Below are 15,422 nucleotides of genomic sequence, written 5' to 3' on the forward strand. Positions count from 1 at the left end.
AAACATGTTAACCGCTATTAGAAAAAATGGTCTGACACTTGCGATCTTTGCCTGTGCAACAACCGGATTAGTCGCCTTTACTCAGTACCTAACAAAAGACCAAATCAAGATACAAGAACAACAACAATTGCTTTCTGTTTTGAATCAAGTCATTCCAGAAAACATGCATGACAACGCACTCACGCAAGCCTGCACTATGGTCACGTCACCAGAACTGGGGACATTGCGTGCGATGCCAGCCTACCTCGCCACGAAGAATGGTGAACCGACAGCAATCGCAATAGAATCCATCGCGCCAGATGGCTACAATGGTGAGATAAAAGTTATTACTGGGATTGACAATCAGGGCAATATTTTGGGGACACGCGTCTTAAGCCATCAAGAAACACCTGGCCTGGGCGACAAAATTGATCTTCGTGTCACCGACTGGATCCTGAGCTTTACGGGCAAACAAGTCACGGAAAGTAACTGGAACTCATGGAAAGTTCGTAAAGATGGTGGTGATTTCGATCAATTTACTGGTGCAACGATCACGCCTAGAGCCGTCGTAAAAGTGGTGCGAAATACCGTTAACTACGTAAACCAGTCTCGTGAAGACATTCTTAGCCAGCCTTTGGGCTGTGAAGGAGAGCAGTAATGAGTGAAAATAAATTGCTGATGAAAAACGGTATGTGGAGCAATAACCCTGCTCTCGTACAACTGCTGGGCTTATGTCCACTGTTAGCGGTTTCTTCCACGATCACCAATGCCTTAGGTCTTGGTATTGCAACCTTATTAGTGCTGGTCGGCTCCAACGTCACGGTTTCTCTTATTCGTAATTACGTACCAAAAGAGATCCGCATTCCTGTGTTCGTGATGATCATTGCCTCTCTCGTTACCTGTGTTCAGTTATTGATGAATGCCTATGCGTATGGTTTATACCTATCTCTTGGTATCTTTATTCCTCTGATTGTAACGAACTGCATCATTATTGGTCGAGCTGAAGCATATGCTTCAAAAAATGATGTTGCGCCTGCAGCATTAGACGGTTTATGGATGGGGCTTGGTATGACAAGCGTTTTGGTCGTGCTAGGTGCCATGCGTGAGTTAATTGGTAATGGCACGCTATTCGACGGGGCAGATCTGCTATTAGGAGACTGGGCATCCGCTCTCCGCATTCAAGTTTTCCAATTTGACAACAGCTTTCTGCTAGCGCTTCTTCCACCCGGTGCATTTATCGGTGTTGGTCTGTTGATAGCGCTTAAAAATGTCATCGATAATTCAGTCCAGGCACGTCAACCAAAAGAAGAAAAACCAACCATAGAACGTGCTCGCGTCACCAACGCATAACAAAATAAGGCTCTGTCATAGGAGCCTTTTTCATAAACCGCAGAGACGGTATTGGAAGTCAGCAATGAACAAAATAAAAAGAATCGAAATTCTTGAGCGATTACGAGAAAACAATCCGAATCCTCAAACTGAGCTTAACTGGAGCTCCCCTTTTGAGCTGCTAATCGCGGTATTACTATCAGCGCAAGCAACCGATGTAAGTGTCAATAAAGCCACCGACAAGCTTTTCCCTGTCGCTAATACACCGAAAAGTATTCTCGATTTGGGAGTTGATGGCTTAAAAGAATACATAAAGACCATCGGCTTATTTAACTCAAAAGCAGAAAACACTATCAAGACTTGTAAGATCTTGTTGGAAAAACACAATGGTGAAGTTCCTGAAGATCGTGCAGCGTTAGAAGCGCTACCAGGCGTAGGTCGCAAGACCGCAAACGTCGTGCTCAACACCGCTTTTGGTTGGCCAACCATTGCCGTCGATACGCACATTTATCGCGTGTCGAATCGTACTAAGTTTGCAATGGGCAAAACGGTTGATGATGTCGAGCAAAAGCTATTAAAAGTTGTGCCAAAAGAGTTCAAACTCGATGTGCACCACTGGCTCATTCTTCATGGCCGCTACACGTGCTTGGCGAGAAAGCCTCGCTGCGGTAGCTGCATTATTGAAGATTTGTGCGAATATAAAGAGAAAGTATATCCAGATAGCTAACGCTATTTGAAAATCAAAGCTAGGAGCAAAAAATGTCAAATGGTCGAATTCTCCACACTATGCTTCGCGTAGGTGATCTAGACAAATCCATCAAGTTTTACACTGAAGTTATGGGCATGCAGTTGCTTCGTACGAACGAGAATAAAGAGTACGAATACACACTGGCGTTTCTTGGTTACGGTGACGAATCCCAAGGTGCTGTGATCGAGCTAACTTACAACTGGGGTAAAACTGAATATGACCTAGGTACTGCTTTTGGTCATATCGCCATTGGTGTTGATGATATCTACACAACTTGCGACGCTATCAAAGCGGCGGGCGGTAATGTGACGCGTGAACCAGGTCCAGTAAAAGGCGGCAGCACGCACATTGCATTCGTAAAAGACCCAGATGGTTATATGATTGAGCTTATCCAAAACAAGCAAGCTTCAGCAGGTCTTGAAGGCTAAGTAGCACTTCTGATAATTACTTGTGCTGCAAGTTGAACATCTATTACAGGCAGGTCTGCGATCTGCCTGTCCTTTTATAAACAAAACACTTTACTTGATAATAATTATCGTTTAGATTTGTTCGCAACTTCGATATGCGGGATTACGATAATGATCAGTGAATGGGAAAAACACACACTTCTAGCCGATACGGCACTTCAACTAGATGACCCTGTTCGCAGCATTCTTCATTACCAGCAAGCCCTAAGCCTGAGTGAAGATATTAGCGAATGTGTGGAAATTGAAGCAGACGAGCGATTATTAATTTCTGTGATTTCTTGTCATAACTTAGCTCAGTTCTGGCGTTGGGCCGGAGACACTGACTATGAACTCAAATACCTTCAGCTGGCTTCAGAGAAAGTCTTAACACTCATCCCACAATGCCCAAATAAAGAATGTGCAAGCTTTATCGACTCAATAGGATGTTGCACTAAAGCATTAATAGACTTCATGAAACGTCATCCTAATCCGGCTATTGCCAAACAGGTTGAAAAAATAGATACCGCAACCAATTGCGAAGTCATTGCCAAATTCCGATTAAACTAACATCCAAATTATACAGCCGGAATCACCGAAAGGTACTTGGCAAAATCCCATTAAAATATTATTAACAACGTCAGTAAATCAAAAACGCCGAAGCTTTGAGCTTCGGCGTTTTTATATGCATTAGACTTGGGTTCGCCCTAGAGATATTACGACTCGGCGGTTTTTGTCTTTTCCTATTGGTGAGCCATTATCTGCAATAGGACGACGCTTGCCGTACCCTTGCACTTGAATTCGATCTTCCGGTAGCCCTAGAGACTGAAAATAATCACGAAGTGACTCTGCACGTCGCTCAGATAAACTTTGGCTCGCACTTTTGCCATCGGTTGAATCGGTGTACGTCGCCACCAGCACGAGATCGATATCTTGATTATGTCGGATATAATCTGCAATTTGTGATAAACGCTTTTTGGAAGCCTTGGTTAACTGATCGCCTTGTCTTTCGTAGTGCAAAATCGTAAAGGCAATGTCTTCAAAACTGTATTTCAATAAATTGGAAATACAGTCGCTAAACGCGTTGTACTTATTTTGAAACAGCACGGATGACAATGCGACTTCAATTCTCTGATCTCGGCTCTGCCAATCCTGATAACTAAAGGTCGGATAACGCCCTTTTTCCAGCTCAGACAAAATGCCCCATGCTGTTTGCCCTCCGACATAACCATCAAACTGTTTAAAAAACTTTAGGTTTGTAATTCGATCGGCGTGTTCACCTGGTCGCCAAGGTGGCGGCATAGAGATGAGACTGACGTTACGTGTTTCTCCCATCGGACGACGCATTTTTAACTCAAAGTCTAAATTGATTTTTTTATTCGCACGAGATGAAAATACCGCATCTCCAAAACTTGGAATAGGGTGAACAAGTTGGCATTCTAACGGTGTGTTGACCACCATTTCCCATTGAGATTGCTGTGGAGTGGCAACATAACGTTTGCCCATCACAGCAAAACTGCTTGTGCTAAACAACGAAAATACAACGCCACTAGTAATCAGCCATTTCTTCATCTAAGTACTGTCTCTTAAACGGCAGTCTGTTGCCGTCAATTTGAATCAATAAAACCACTTCACCTGGCATGCAAAAACCTCGCCAACGTGCGAAATATCGTGATATTACGATTAACGTTAATCATGGTAACTCAATCACCCGAAATGCGATCGAGCGTATTGATGAGATGCAAAATAGAATTCCGTTTTTCTCCTAAATTGCGGTTTTTCTCGTCGGTATAATCTGCAATAATGCAGCCTTCGTCACACAAAAATAAGCCGACATGACAATAGAAAATGAAGCTCTGACCTTGAAAAAACGCTTTCGTGGTTATTTCCCTGTGGTAGTAGACGTTGAGACCGCAGGTTTCAATGCTCAAACTGATGCACTTTTAGAAATTTGCGCCGTTACGTTAAAAATGGACGAAGATGGCGTGTTGCATCCAGCCTCCACCATTCATTTTCATGTTGAGCCATTTGAGGGCGCTAACTTAGAAAAAGAAGCGCTAGAATTCAATGGTATTCGTGACCCATATAGCCCTCTTCGTGGTGCAGTTTCTGAGCAAGAAGCGTTAAAAGAGATTTATAAACTTATTCGCAAAGAACAAAAAGCCGCAGATTGCTCGCGCGCAATTATGGTTGCCCATAACGCAGCATTCGACTTAGGTTTTGTAAATGCAGCCAATGAGCGCTGTAAACTAAAAAGAGTCCCTTTTCATCCCTTTGCTACTTTTGACACGGCAACATTGAGTGGCCTTGCTTATGGTCAAACGGTTCTCGCGAAAGCATGCAAAACGGCCGGGATGGAATTCGATAATCGTGAAGCACACTCAGCGCTTTACGATACACAAAAAACAGCAGAATTATTCTGCGGTATTGTCAACAAATGGAAGGCCCTCGGCGGTTGGCCGCTTGTTGACGAAGAATAATAAGTAAACACAACATATTAGGAAAAGTATGAATCCTGTCGTTATATCAGTGTGCGTCATGCTCGTGTTAGCATTGATGCGCGTAAACGTGGTGGTTGCCCTCACGTTTAGTGCCATCGTTGGTGGCCTTGTCGCAGGCATGAGCCTTGGAGACACAGTTGCCGCGTTCGAAAGTGGTTTAGGTGGCGGTGCGACTATCGCTCTAAGCTACGCAATGTTAGGTACTTTCGCCGTTGCTATCTCTAAATCTGGCATCACGGATCTACTGGCAAAAAGTGTTATCAAGCGCTTAAATGGTAAAGAAAACTCGGCGTCAACTACCGGGTTAAAGTACGCGGTGTTAGTCGCGCTCGTTCTTGTCACTATGTCATCTCAGAACGTAATTCCGGTCCATATCGCCTTTATTCCAATTTTGATTCCACCTCTTTTGGGCGTATTCGCGAAACTTAAGCTCGATCGACGTTTGGTCGCGTGTGTTCTTACTTTTGGTTTGATCACACCTTACATGATCTTACCTGTTGGTTTCGGCGGTATTTTCTTAAACAACATTCTATTAAAGAACCTACATGACAACGGTTTGGAAAACGTGGTTGCAAGCCAAGTTCCAACGGCAATGTTACTGCCAGGTGCTGGTATGTTGTTTGGTCTATTGCTGGCGATCTTTGTTAGCTACCGTAAACCGCGCATCTACGAAGAAACGGAGTTGACTGTCGTTCACGAGACAGATCATGCTATCAATAAAAAGCACATCTTGGTGGCCGCTCTTGGCATTGTCGCCGCATTGGGTGTTCAGCTTTACACTGGCTCAATGATTATTGGTGCTCTAGCTGGCTTTATGGTGTTTACTTTTGGCGGTGTGATTGCTTGGAAAGAAACGCACGATGTCTTCACAAAAGGCGTGCATATGATGGCTATGATTGGTTTCATCATGATCGCTGCCGCAGGTTTTGCTGCGGTAATGAAGCAAACAGGTGGCGTTGAGACATTAGTACAGTCTCTCTCTACCAGCATTGGTGATAATAAGCCGCTTGCGGCGCTATTAATGCTAATTGTTGGTCTGTTGGTAACAATGGGTATCGGTTCATCGTTTTCAACCATTCCAATCTTGGCGACAATCTACGTTCCACTCGCGTTGGCATTTGGTTTTTCGCCAATGGCAACAATAGCGCTAGTTGGTACTGCTGCCGCTTTGGGTGATGCTGGTTCTCCAGCGTCCGACTCTACGTTAGGCCCTACATCTGGTCTAAATGCCGACGGTCAGCATGAGCACATTTGGGAAACGGTTGTTCCAACCTTTATCCACTACAACATCCCACTGATCATCTTTGGTTGGATTGCTGCAATGGTGCTTTAGTACCGTTGTTTGATGGATATACTTAGTTACGAAAAAGCCGCTCATTGAGCGGCTTTTTGTTATTTGAAATCGCGATTATTGCGCTGGCATATTGTCAATAATACGCTCACGTATCAGTTTCAAGGTAGGCTCTGTTGACAGATAATCCACGGCAATCGGGAAATAAGCGTCGTTAATTTGAAGAACCAAGCTAGGGTAAGAATCCACGCCTAGGCTCTTTGCAAGACTCAGTTGATCTTGGAACACACCTTCTAAGAAAGAACCGTCCATATCGTTCTTGAACTGCTGAACATTCAAACCAATTTCTTTAGCTAGCTGCAAGTGAGTTGCTTCTTCATGGGGAGGCATCGCACGTAAGTAATACGCATGTTGAATCGCTTCTAGCATCTGCTCATAAGAATCTTGAAAGCCCGCTGCGATAACTGCGCGACAAGATTGGTAAGTGCTTCTTACTGGCGTACAAAGCTTCCAGAAATCGTAGTTAAACTTGGTGCCCAACTGACGCTCAATCTGCTTCCAAATACCTTCGAGTTTTTGTTGCATCTCTGGTGGCATCGGCAAACTAGTATCTGGCGCAAGACCACCCACCACATACTCAAACTGAATAACGCCTGGCAGTTGCTGTTTCAATTTATCAAGCGTCGGTTTGTAACCCCAACACCAACTGCACATTGGGTCATGCACGTAGTAAAGCTTTATATCCACTTTAATAATTAAACCTTTAAAATCATTTAGTTAAATCAAACAAAAACATTAAGTGGCGATGAAGTGGCGACACATTTAAATCTAATTGCTTGGTTTGGACTTCGAAGTTAAGAAGCTGTCCGACAAATCCGGCAAAGAAGCAGGCTTTGGCTCTTCTCACGCACTCCCCACGAAAACAGCAATTTCTTACTGTTAACTTCAAAGTCATTTCAAAATCTCAAAGTAATTATACAGTCTCATAAATTGAAAAACTTATTTATCTTGGCAATTCGCCTTCAAGCCAATCTATACAAGGCTTCGTAAGCATCACCATTGATCGCCCCTTTCTTCTTTTGATCGTCTTCATTTATGACGAAAAACACACTCACCCTATGATTTTCAAACACTTACTAATTACTACCTGATCTTTCCAGATCATTAAAATTGCAATTTCCTGAAAATCTTTTCAACTTTTGAAATCTATAAAACGGCCCCAGTAGCGATTTTTAGAGGTCTGCGGGATTCTCGAACCCCGCTATGGCTAAGGCTTCGCTTGATACCGAGCGTGCCACACGGGTAGGCATATTTCGACATTTGAGAATTGCGAAAAAACCAAGTCGAATAGCTACGTATTGCATTAGGCACGATCCCCTCGCTCGGAGATGGCCTTCATTTCTAAACCCGCTTGTCGCCGAATATCTTGCCAAAGACGAATGTTTGAGTTTTGCTGGCACTCTTGCCCTTCGACTGGGTTCTGTTGGTACTTGCTGATGTTCAGCGCAGCAACGTTCTGTATGTGTAAAGCTTCTTCTAGGGTGTTTAGTTCAATCGTTATCATGTGGAAATATCCTTACTATTCTCTGGAGTTAACTCAGTCCAGGAACCGGTGCACCACTGGCGATGAAATCCACGCTCATACTTAGTAATGGCGTGATGCCCGTTGTGCGACTTTCAAGATCAGAAATAAGCGCGACCAGATTGCTGATACTGCAATGCGCCTTGTCGATGATGGTTTGCTTGTGTGAACGGCTAATGCGGCTGCTTCCGCTATGTTCCAGCGCCATGCGAGATAGATCGCCAGAGTGCACCGCGCTTTCGAGCGCCCGCTTGATGAAGGTTTCTTCACTCGCTTCACTTGGGATATGCGCCATCACCACACCAAGGCCAAGCAAAAGGATATTAAGAATGGTATAGTTGCCACTCGCTTTGGTTATCAGCACAAGTTCTACGTTGGTTAGAATGTGCGGCTGCTCTGGGTTGAGCTTATTGCGCAGCATAGTGGCATTCATTCCTATGGCTTTTGCTAACTTGGTCATGTTCTCCGAGTTCGCAAATGCACAACACGCTTCGTTAAATGCCTTTTGTTTAGAGCCACGGAATTCGCACATTGAGTCAATTTCGTTCATAGCGAATACTCAATTGAAGAAATACGGTACGAAAACGAAACCCCAACCAAGGATGTTTAGCCACCAAGGACAATGCTCTTTGGTTGGAGTTAAGGAAGATAAGCGCATGATCACCTACCCCAAGTTTTCCATTGCTTCTCGTGTAGCAATTTCAAGTAACGCCACCATGTTGATAAGCGGTGTTTCTTTACCTTTTGCTTTAGTTTTAATAGGTAAGCGACCATCTGCTACCCAATCCATGATGGTGCGCTTTGGCATACCAGAGAACTGGGAATATTGGTCATACGTCATGAAAGGTGTATTTAGGACTACTTGATATGAAAGCATAATGCTATCCTTGTAAGTTATTGATTGTTTATATTCGGGTGATTGAGTTGCAGCTCGCGCCCGATTTCATCTGGAATTATTAATCGCACATGAAACCCTGTCAATTCCCAATTCAACCGCCCAAGTACGTTGGCGGGAAAGAAGTTATCGAAAGGTTGATGCAGGCCACGAATACCAGCTCCAACCAAGCGTTAGCTGATGCCTTTGGTTTACCTAAATCAACCGTTGGCACGTGGCGACATAGAAACTTAGTCCCGTACGAAATTGTAATTCGATTGCATTTGGAAACAGGAATCTCTATAAAATGGCTAACACTTGGCCAGGGTGAGCCATATGAAAGCCCAAGTGAGCACACTCATATTTCAAAGAAAAACGAAACTAAACAGATTTTCGATGCCGACTGTTTTCGAATAGAGGAAGGAAAACTAGTTAACCAAGGGAGTCTTGCTTTGGATAAAGCGATGCTTGATGAACTTGGTGTTGTCAATGTAATGGCAATAAAAGGCGAGTCCGCTACCTATTTCGTAAACAAAGAATCTCGGCAGGCAGTAAGCGGCACGTACCTAGTCGACATGGATGGCCTGTTCTCCCTAAACGAAATTCAACGCTTACCAGGCAAGAAACTAGCGATCAGCTTTAATGGCTCCACTCTAACGGTTGAGGAAGATGAAGTAAGAGTTGTGGGTAGAGTTGCGTTGGTGATGGAGAGGAAGTGATGGAGAATGTGATAACTCGACATATCGAGTTATTGACGATTTAAAGTCATATCAATAAGGTTGCTAAATGACAAAAATAATAGTTGACGACTCTTTAGATAAAGTAATCGATTCATATAAAGAGCTCATTGAAATTATCAAAGCAATAGATTTTGAACAAAAAAATCATGTTACTTCACAACTAAATGATCTATTAAAAAAACTTGAAGTTAATATTCTTACAATAGAAGATGAGTGGTCGTTGGCAAGTAAGAAGTTTTTCAAAGCTATAATAGACTCTATATCAATACTGACTAATATATATGTTCTACCAGAGAGCAGCGGTTTAAAATTTAACACCGATTTAATATTAGATAGTGAAACCATAAATAGAGATCTTCTCGATAAAAAAGTACAAGCGCTGTTACTGGCAATAAAGTCATATGGTATTGTCTTCACCGTTGAAGGTATTGATATGCTTGGTAACGATGTTACTAAGTTAATAAAAAGTGAAGAAATCACCGTAAAGAAAGTGGCCTCTTTTCAAGAAGATATTGATAAGTTAAAAGATACAAACCTCCAAGAGATAGAAAATAAAGCTAAAGAGATTGAAGAAATCATATCTAATAGAATAGTCGAGTCCGATCACCAAATCGTTCAAAAAATAAACAACAACACAAATGAGGCGACAAAAAAATTAGATAATTTATCTAAACAATTCACAGAGAGTTATAGTACCTGGTCAAATAAGCTTTCCGAAGAACGTGAAGAAATCATATTTAAAGCAGAGATGGAAATTAGTAAACTACAAGCTAAAATTGAAAGCTTATCCTTCGTACTAGAAAGCAACATAAGAAAAGAAGTCAATTCGTTTGCAAACCAGAAGAAGAAGCTCACTGATATATTGGGCTCACTAAGCGAATTTCGTCGTTCTAAATCTGACATAGATCAAGCAGAGAAAGAAAAGAAAACTGCAAACCAATTTCGATGGCTTGGTTTATTTATGATGCTGCTTCCCTTAGCGGCATTTATTCTTTTCTTTGTTGGTTTTACGGCTAACAATAATGGTGTTTCATCTCTTACATTCGTATTCCCAGACGAAGTGACAGGCTACTTCCTTCGGTTTCTAACTATAATTTTATTTAGTTCGCCTTCTGTATATCTTCTCAAAGAGTCAGCTTACCACCGAGGTCAAGAAAGACACTACAGAGAACGGGGGCTACAGCTAGCTTCTATCGGTCCATACCTTGAAGAATTCACGCCAGAAAAGCGTATAGAGGCCAAGCAGCAGCTTATGGATAATTTTTATAGGCATAATGAAGGGAAAGCCGATACTAGTAATGTTCCCGATTTTATCAAGAACATGAATGAAGCGGTTAAGTTGGCGCATGCGATAAAAACACCGTCAGCAAATGAGCCAAGCAAGAAAGAACAAACGAATACCGTTAACGGTTAAATAATTATTTTTAGGTTCCGAGACTCGGAGCGTATTTGTTAATAAATAGCTCAACAATTCAGATGAGTGTAAAGGTTGTCGGTAGAGTTGCGCTAGAAATTATAAAAAATGATGTAAATGATAAAAAGCTAGGTTCAGAAGAATGGATAAAAGTGTATTTGATTTTGAATTAAAACAACCAGTATCGGTCTGGAACAGAGAAGTCTCAATAGACTTTAAGGAATTTTTCACTGCTCTAGGTAAGAGCGTTGTGTCAGGTGTATTTCTTGACTACAAGGGGGTATGCGAAAACCTTGTAGATAGTGCGAAATCTGCTGGACTCACTGAACAGCCGGCGCCTGTACTTGCATGGGAGTTGATTAACGTCGCTCTTTTAAAATCAATTTCAGAACTCGTCTGCGAGTCAAAAGAGTTGTTCGAAGAAGTTGAAAACTCGAGTAGCAATGCAGAAGAAATAGCACAGATACTATTTGCTGCAATCAAAAATCATAAAGTCGCCATCAATAGTGAATTCTTTGATAAGCCTCAAGAGCTAGAGCTTCTCGATAAGCTGGAGCAACCAATCACAGATTGGCTAAGACTTCTTGGTATACCACAAGCCTCAAGTTACGCGATATATCTTCGCTTAAAAGATAGATTCGCAATGAACTTACATTCCGAATGGGTTTCAGAACCAGCTAAATATGCAGCAATTGAAGAAGCATTAGTAAGCCCATTTTTAACTGCTAACCAAGAAATCAGAAACTGGACAAGGTACAAACTTTGGCTTCAACAAGAAGCAAACAAGCCCGTATTTTCTGAAGCGTTTGGTTTGCAGCAAGTATATATTCCTCTTAGAGGCTATTACAATACAACGGAGTGCCTTTCCGATGAAGAACTCGATAACGAATTAGTAAACATCAGTTCATCGAAAAAACTAGTTGTAGATATGCATAAAGAAATCTCCAGATGGGTTTTTGACGGCGATATAGATGACCCTCTTAAGGTTATAAGTGGTGGGCCAGGTTCTGGGAAATCTTCATTCGCGAAGATTTTAGCGGCTCAGATAGCAAAAGAAACACCAGAATTACCAGTTCTGTTTATACCGCTGCATCACTTTGATATCGATGGAGATTTAAATGAAGCGGTAGATAAATTTATCGTTGGTGACAGATACCTAACTTCTAACCCACTCGATAGTAGCAATGGATGCTCTAGACTCCTGGTGATTTTTGATGGATTAGATGAACTGTCAATGCGAGGGAAGGCGGCTGCGGACTCCGCCAAAGCTTTCGTAGAAGAAGTGCTCAACCAGTTCAATCGCTATAATGCCCAAGGGCACAAAAGACAAGCTATTATTACTGGCCGAGATATGGCAGTACAATCATCTTCGGTTAAGCTTAGAAAACCTAAGCAAGTACTTCATCTGCTACCATACTTTATAGAAAAAACTGGCGATTATCTTGACCCTGACAAGCTCCTTAACAATGACCAAAGAAATGATTGGTGGGTTAAATATGGTTGTGCGAAAGGACTCGACTACCACGAGTATCCTGCTCAACTTAATACACAAAAGTTAGACCCGATTACAACAGAACCTCTTCTAAACTATCTAGTCGCTCTAACGTTCGAAGGTGGCCGAGTAGACTTTTCCAATGACGTCACATTAAATACTATTTACAATGATTTATTGGAAGCTGTTCACAACCGACAGTGGGATCACGGCAATCATAAAAGTATCGATCATTTAGAAAAAAAGATTTTTTGAGAATATTGGAAGAAATTGCGCTGGCTGTTTGGCATGGTCACGGCAGGACGGCTACCTCCACCAGTATTTTCAACGCATGTGAAAACGCTAAACTAACACCCCATCTAGATAAATTTCAAGAAGGTTCAAAAAAAGGTATTTCAAGGCTACTTACAGCGTTTTATTTCCGCGAAAGTGACGCATCTTTAGGTACTGACAATTCATTCGAGTTTACTCATAAGAGCTTCGGAGAGTATTTGATTTCAAAACGGATTGTGCGTCAGCTGGGTGTGACGTGCCAACTTCTTATGCAGCATGATGAAGAACCTGACCTTGGAAAGGATGAAACTGAACTTTTGTTAAAATGGACGGAAATTTGTGGTCCCAACCCTATAGATGAATACATTTACGAATTTTTGAAGAATGAGGTCATAAGCAAGGGAGAAATACGCTTTGAGTGGTTTTCCTATTTGAATAGGTTAATAGAGTTTGCATTAACTAAAGGAATCCCCGTTGATAAAGTACCTAAGCTCAGCTTTGATGAAATGAAGCGATACTCCGATAATGCGTTGGAATCTCTATTCATTTTGCAACATTTTTGCAAGATTGGAATTGATAAACAAAAATCAATTTTACGTTTACGCGCCAAGAAACGCGACTCTTTCAATAGAGTTAGCGAACTGTTAACCTCACTTCTAAATATAAATAGTTCTAGAATGCGTCAAGCTTTACTTAGTTCACTGACTGGCTGTGACTTTTCTTTTCTTCAGCTTAATCAACAACACCTTTCGAGAGCTAACATATCCATGTCTATCTTCGATCGGACATCTATGAACTATACGTATGCTAATGGTTTAACTGCCAAGGACTGCAGTTTTATCTCAGCTTATATGACCGGTTCCGTCTTGGACAGAGGCGACTTTACTGGTAGTAATTTTAGAAACGCTCATCTGAGAGAATCTAAACTGAGGAAATGTAATATTAGTTTCGCCGATTTCAGCGAAACTAATCTGGAGAATTCCCAGTTTGTTGAAGTCACCGCTCGCGAAACGAATTTCTCGAATTCTCAAGCTGTATATATCAATTTAGCATTTTCAGACCTTCGACACGCAAAGTTTTACAAGTCAAACCTAACTGGAGCAGATCTAAGTAATGCTGACTTACGTGGTGCCGACCTAACGGGTGCCCGGATTGAAGGAATAAAGCTTGCTGGCGTGATAGTTGATGAGAATACAATTCTTGATGTCGATACTAAAGGTTTAACAAAATCAACACTAATGAAATTAGAAAAACTAAAAGAGAAGCAAAAATCACTCAAAAGTTAATGCGGCCTTTTTGTGTCCCCCACTAAGAAGGTTAAAACTTGCAAGGGAACACATCTTAGTCGACGCGCATAAAAGCTCCGTTATTCGGGGCTTTACTTTAATAACAAGCTGACTGCTCAAATAAGAAATGACACTTGAACTAGATAAAGCCGGACGAATCACTAGATTGATAACAATCTCTAAGCCTCTCACTACAACCCACATCAATGATGCTGTGGATGTTTTCGATAGCTTGAATGGACAAATTGATTCCTATCTCCCGTCCACTGGTTACGATTTACTAGTTAACGGTAAACGTTATCCTCCTAAAACTATTTTTGGCTTAGCGCTGAGTAACCTACTAGGTGAACCTGTGCTCTCTAGCCACTTTACTGGGGGAGCAGGCAGTGACTGCTTTAAGGTACTGGAAAGGTTAGGCTTTGATATCGTACCTAAGCCAAGGCCATCAAATGGTGATGGTCTAGTGCTTTATCAAAAATACTCTCGTCAACAACTCAACGATATCTTTGACCCTGACATGAAATTCTCAACAGGCTCGGGCCGTTGGGGTGGTACCGGATCGTTCCTCATACGCCACGTGAAAACGATTTTACCTTTATTGTTACCTTAGAAGATAAAAAGACCTACGAAGATTATTTGACCCAAGATGGCGTCATCTTTTGGGAGTCACAAGAAAGACATGATCATAGTAGTGAATGGATAAAGTCTTTTTGCACACACGATGAAAACATCAATACAATCTATCTGTTTATGCGTGTGGCTAATACTGATGACTATACCTTTTTTGGGCCGCTCTCTTTCAAACACTGTGACGAAAATACGCAATACCCTGTCCATTTCCAGTGGACATTACTAGATTGGCCTTTGCCCGAGAGTGTACGCCAAGAGTTTGTTGACCATATCAAAGGAGATACGGTTGAAACTCCTGCGACGTTTGAGCCTCGAAATGTATCACTAACTCAAACTGAACCTCCAAAGCCGCGCTCTAAGAAGCCAGCTAGTAATGGAGGTTATAAACAGGGTGAAGTCGACTGGGCCAAACGGGGGCAGAACAACCGAAAACTAGGTTCAGCTGGTGAGAAGCTCGTAATACATTATGAGATTGAACAGTTAAAAGGGCCTCGTAAGCGTCCAGATTTAGCAGATAAGGTTGAACATATTACTCTAACCGACCCCGCTGCTGGTTACGATATCCGCTCTTTTGATAAAGACGGCAACGAGACTTTTATTGAAGTCAAAACGACCCGAGGCAGTAAAGGTAGTGCCTTTTACATATCGCGAAACGAAGTCGAAGTTTCCAAATATTTAGGCGAACAATTTTTAATCTATCGTCTATATAACTTCGATTTTGATTCCGGTACCGCAGAGTTTTATTGCGAGAAAGGCTCAGTCGAAGATAACTTTGACCTCATTCCGGAGACTTACAAAGCTTACTCACGATAAAAGATGGGGGCTTCTGTCAAAGATCCC

General features: G+C 42.0%; 18 protein-coding genes. 13 read left to right on the forward strand and 5 right to left on the reverse strand.

The features are described from left to right. Positions 1-4: 4 nt before the first annotated feature. From rsxG to P4S59_RS10360, 5 genes are all read left to right on the forward strand, one after another. Positions 5-637: an electron transport complex subunit RsxG gene (rsxG, locus tag P4S59_RS10340; protein ID WP_006743364.1), complete on the forward strand. Its 633-nt coding sequence runs from the start codon at positions 5-7 to the stop codon at positions 635-637. After that, positions 637-1,329 (forward strand): electron transport complex subunit E, encoded by a 693-nt coding sequence (locus P4S59_RS10345; protein WP_005396543.1) that lies wholly within the window; start codon positions 637-639, stop codon positions 1,327-1,329. Before rsxG ends, P4S59_RS10345 begins: the two co-directional genes overlap by 1 nt. A gap of 64 nt (positions 1,330-1,393) precedes the next feature. After that, positions 1,394-2,035: an endonuclease III gene (gene nth, locus P4S59_RS10350; protein ID WP_005396542.1), complete on the forward strand. Its 642-nt coding sequence runs from the start codon at positions 1,394-1,396 to the stop codon at positions 2,033-2,035. 32 nt (positions 2,036-2,067) lie between these two features. Next, the gene (gene gloA / locus P4S59_RS10355) at positions 2,068-2,484 is read left to right on the forward strand and encodes a lactoylglutathione lyase (protein ID WP_005380739.1); all 417 of its coding nucleotides are present in this window, start codon (positions 2,068-2,070) and stop codon (positions 2,482-2,484) included. A 150-nt stretch (positions 2,485-2,634) separates the two neighbouring features. Next, on the forward strand, positions 2,635-3,069 hold the full coding sequence (locus P4S59_RS10360; RefSeq protein ID WP_005384886.1) for a DUF2753 domain-containing protein: 435 nt from the start codon (positions 2,635-2,637) through the stop codon (positions 3,067-3,069). A gap of 120 nt (positions 3,070-3,189) precedes the next feature. Here P4S59_RS10360 and motY read toward each other — a convergent pair whose 3' ends face one another. After that, entirely contained in the window at positions 3,190-4,071 is an 882-nt protein-coding gene (gene motY / locus P4S59_RS10365; RefSeq protein WP_012841571.1) for a flagellar protein MotY, read from the reverse strand. A 263-nt stretch (positions 4,072-4,334) separates the two neighbouring features. Here motY and rnt point away from each other — a divergent pair, with 263 nt between their 5' ends. Both rnt and P4S59_RS10375 read left to right on the forward strand, forming a co-directional pair. Next, positions 4,335-4,979: a ribonuclease T gene (gene rnt / locus P4S59_RS10370; RefSeq protein WP_012841569.1), complete on the forward strand. Its 645-nt coding sequence runs from the start codon at positions 4,335-4,337 to the stop codon at positions 4,977-4,979. Between the two features lie 28 nt (positions 4,980-5,007). Then, positions 5,008-6,333, forward strand: coding sequence for a Na+/H+ antiporter family protein (locus P4S59_RS10375; RefSeq protein ID WP_005396535.1), 1,326 nt, complete (start codon positions 5,008-5,010; stop codon positions 6,331-6,333). Positions 6,334-6,408: 75 nt separating this feature from the next. On the opposite strand, the gene P4S59_RS10380 is transcribed toward P4S59_RS10375, so the two are convergent. The 4 genes from P4S59_RS10380 to P4S59_RS10395 form a co-directional block, all read right to left on the reverse strand. Continuing rightward, positions 6,409-7,038 carry a DsbA family protein gene (locus P4S59_RS10380; RefSeq protein WP_047010070.1) on the reverse strand — a complete coding sequence of 210 codons (630 nt, stop codon included), beginning with the start codon at positions 7,036-7,038 and terminating at the stop codon, positions 6,409-6,411. Positions 7,039-7,654: 616 nt separating this feature from the next. Further along, entirely contained in the window at positions 7,655-7,855 is a 201-nt protein-coding gene (locus P4S59_RS10385; RefSeq protein ID WP_318082385.1) for a hypothetical protein, read from the reverse strand. 28 nt (positions 7,856-7,883) lie between these two features. Continuing rightward, positions 7,884-8,423 carry a phage regulatory CII family protein gene (locus tag P4S59_RS10390; protein WP_337168369.1) on the reverse strand — a complete coding sequence of 180 codons (540 nt, stop codon included), beginning with the start codon at positions 8,421-8,423 and terminating at the stop codon, positions 7,884-7,886. Positions 8,424-8,537: 114 nt separating this feature from the next. After that, the gene (locus P4S59_RS10395; RefSeq protein ID WP_045607456.1) at positions 8,538-8,750 is read right to left on the reverse strand and encodes a hypothetical protein; all 213 of its coding nucleotides are present in this window, start codon (positions 8,748-8,750) and stop codon (positions 8,538-8,540) included. Between the two features lie 89 nt (positions 8,751-8,839). Between P4S59_RS10395 and P4S59_RS10400 the strand changes: the two genes are divergently transcribed. The 6 genes from P4S59_RS10400 (at position 8,840) to P4S59_RS10425 (ending at position 15,395) form a co-directional block, all read left to right on the forward strand. After that, entirely contained in the window at positions 8,840-9,466 is a 627-nt protein-coding gene (locus tag P4S59_RS10400; RefSeq protein WP_337168370.1) for a phage repressor protein CI, read from the forward strand. Between the two features lie 67 nt (positions 9,467-9,533). After that, a complete protein-coding gene (locus P4S59_RS10405) occupies positions 9,534-10,901 on the forward strand; it encodes a nucleoside recognition domain-containing protein (RefSeq protein ID WP_337168371.1) in 1,368 nt (455 codons plus the stop codon). Between the two features lie 142 nt (positions 10,902-11,043). Further along, positions 11,044-12,648 carry an NACHT domain-containing protein gene (locus P4S59_RS10410; RefSeq protein WP_337168372.1) on the forward strand — a complete coding sequence of 535 codons (1,605 nt, stop codon included), beginning with the start codon at positions 11,044-11,046 and terminating at the stop codon, positions 12,646-12,648. Positions 12,649-12,653: 5 nt separating this feature from the next. Then, positions 12,654-13,952: a pentapeptide repeat-containing protein gene (locus tag P4S59_RS10415; RefSeq protein ID WP_337168373.1), complete on the forward strand. Its 1,299-nt coding sequence runs from the start codon at positions 12,654-12,656 to the stop codon at positions 13,950-13,952. Positions 13,953-14,079: 127 nt separating this feature from the next. After that, the gene (locus P4S59_RS10420) at positions 14,080-14,562 is read left to right on the forward strand and encodes a hypothetical protein (RefSeq protein ID WP_337168374.1); all 483 of its coding nucleotides are present in this window, start codon (positions 14,080-14,082) and stop codon (positions 14,560-14,562) included. Beyond that, positions 14,496-15,395, forward strand: a complete 900-nt coding sequence (locus P4S59_RS10425; protein WP_337168375.1) for a DUF3883 domain-containing protein — start codon at positions 14,496-14,498, stop codon at positions 15,393-15,395. The genes P4S59_RS10420 and P4S59_RS10425 overlap by 67 nt, the downstream gene beginning before the upstream one ends. Positions 15,396-15,422 lie beyond the last annotated feature (27 nt).

This window comes from Vibrio sp. M60_M70, from assembly GCF_037162085.1.
GTDB classification, from domain to species: domain Bacteria; phylum Pseudomonadota; class Gammaproteobacteria; order Enterobacterales; family Vibrionaceae; genus Vibrio; species Vibrio diabolicus.

Coding starts and splice junctions, on each gene's coding strand:
- P4S59_RS10345 (WP_005396543.1), top strand. CDS start 637: ATGAGTGAAAATAAATTGCTGATGAAAAACGGTATGTGGAGCAATAAC.
- P4S59_RS10360 (WP_005384886.1), top strand. CDS start 2,635: ATGATCAGTGAATGGGAAAAACACACACTTCTAGCCGATACGGCACTT.
- P4S59_RS10420 (WP_337168374.1), top strand. CDS start 14,080: ATGACACTTGAACTAGATAAAGCCGGACGAATCACTAGATTGATAACA.
- gloA (WP_005380739.1), top strand. CDS start 2,068: ATGTCAAATGGTCGAATTCTCCACACTATGCTTCGCGTAGGTGATCTA.
- P4S59_RS10405 (WP_337168371.1), top strand. CDS start 9,534: ATGACAAAAATAATAGTTGACGACTCTTTAGATAAAGTAATCGATTCA.
- P4S59_RS10410 (WP_337168372.1), top strand. CDS start 11,044: ATGGATAAAAGTGTATTTGATTTTGAATTAAAACAACCAGTATCGGTC.
- P4S59_RS10390 (WP_337168369.1), bottom strand. CDS start 8,423: ATGAACGAAATTGACTCAATGTGCGAATTCCGTGGCTCTAAACAAAAG.
- P4S59_RS10400 (WP_337168370.1), top strand. CDS start 8,840: ATGAAACCCTGTCAATTCCCAATTCAACCGCCCAAGTACGTTGGCGGG.
- rsxG (WP_006743364.1), top strand. CDS start 5: ATGTTAACCGCTATTAGAAAAAATGGTCTGACACTTGCGATCTTTGCC.
- P4S59_RS10385 (WP_318082385.1), bottom strand. CDS start 7,855: ATGATAACGATTGAACTAAACACCCTAGAAGAAGCTTTACACATACAG.
- P4S59_RS10375 (WP_005396535.1), top strand. CDS start 5,008: ATGAATCCTGTCGTTATATCAGTGTGCGTCATGCTCGTGTTAGCATTG.
- motY (WP_012841571.1), bottom strand. CDS start 4,071: ATGAAGAAATGGCTGATTACTAGTGGCGTTGTATTTTCGTTGTTTAGC.
- nth (WP_005396542.1), top strand. CDS start 1,394: ATGAACAAAATAAAAAGAATCGAAATTCTTGAGCGATTACGAGAAAAC.
- rnt (WP_012841569.1), top strand. CDS start 4,335: ATGACAATAGAAAATGAAGCTCTGACCTTGAAAAAACGCTTTCGTGGT.
- P4S59_RS10395 (WP_045607456.1), bottom strand. CDS start 8,750: ATGCTTTCATATCAAGTAGTCCTAAATACACCTTTCATGACGTATGAC.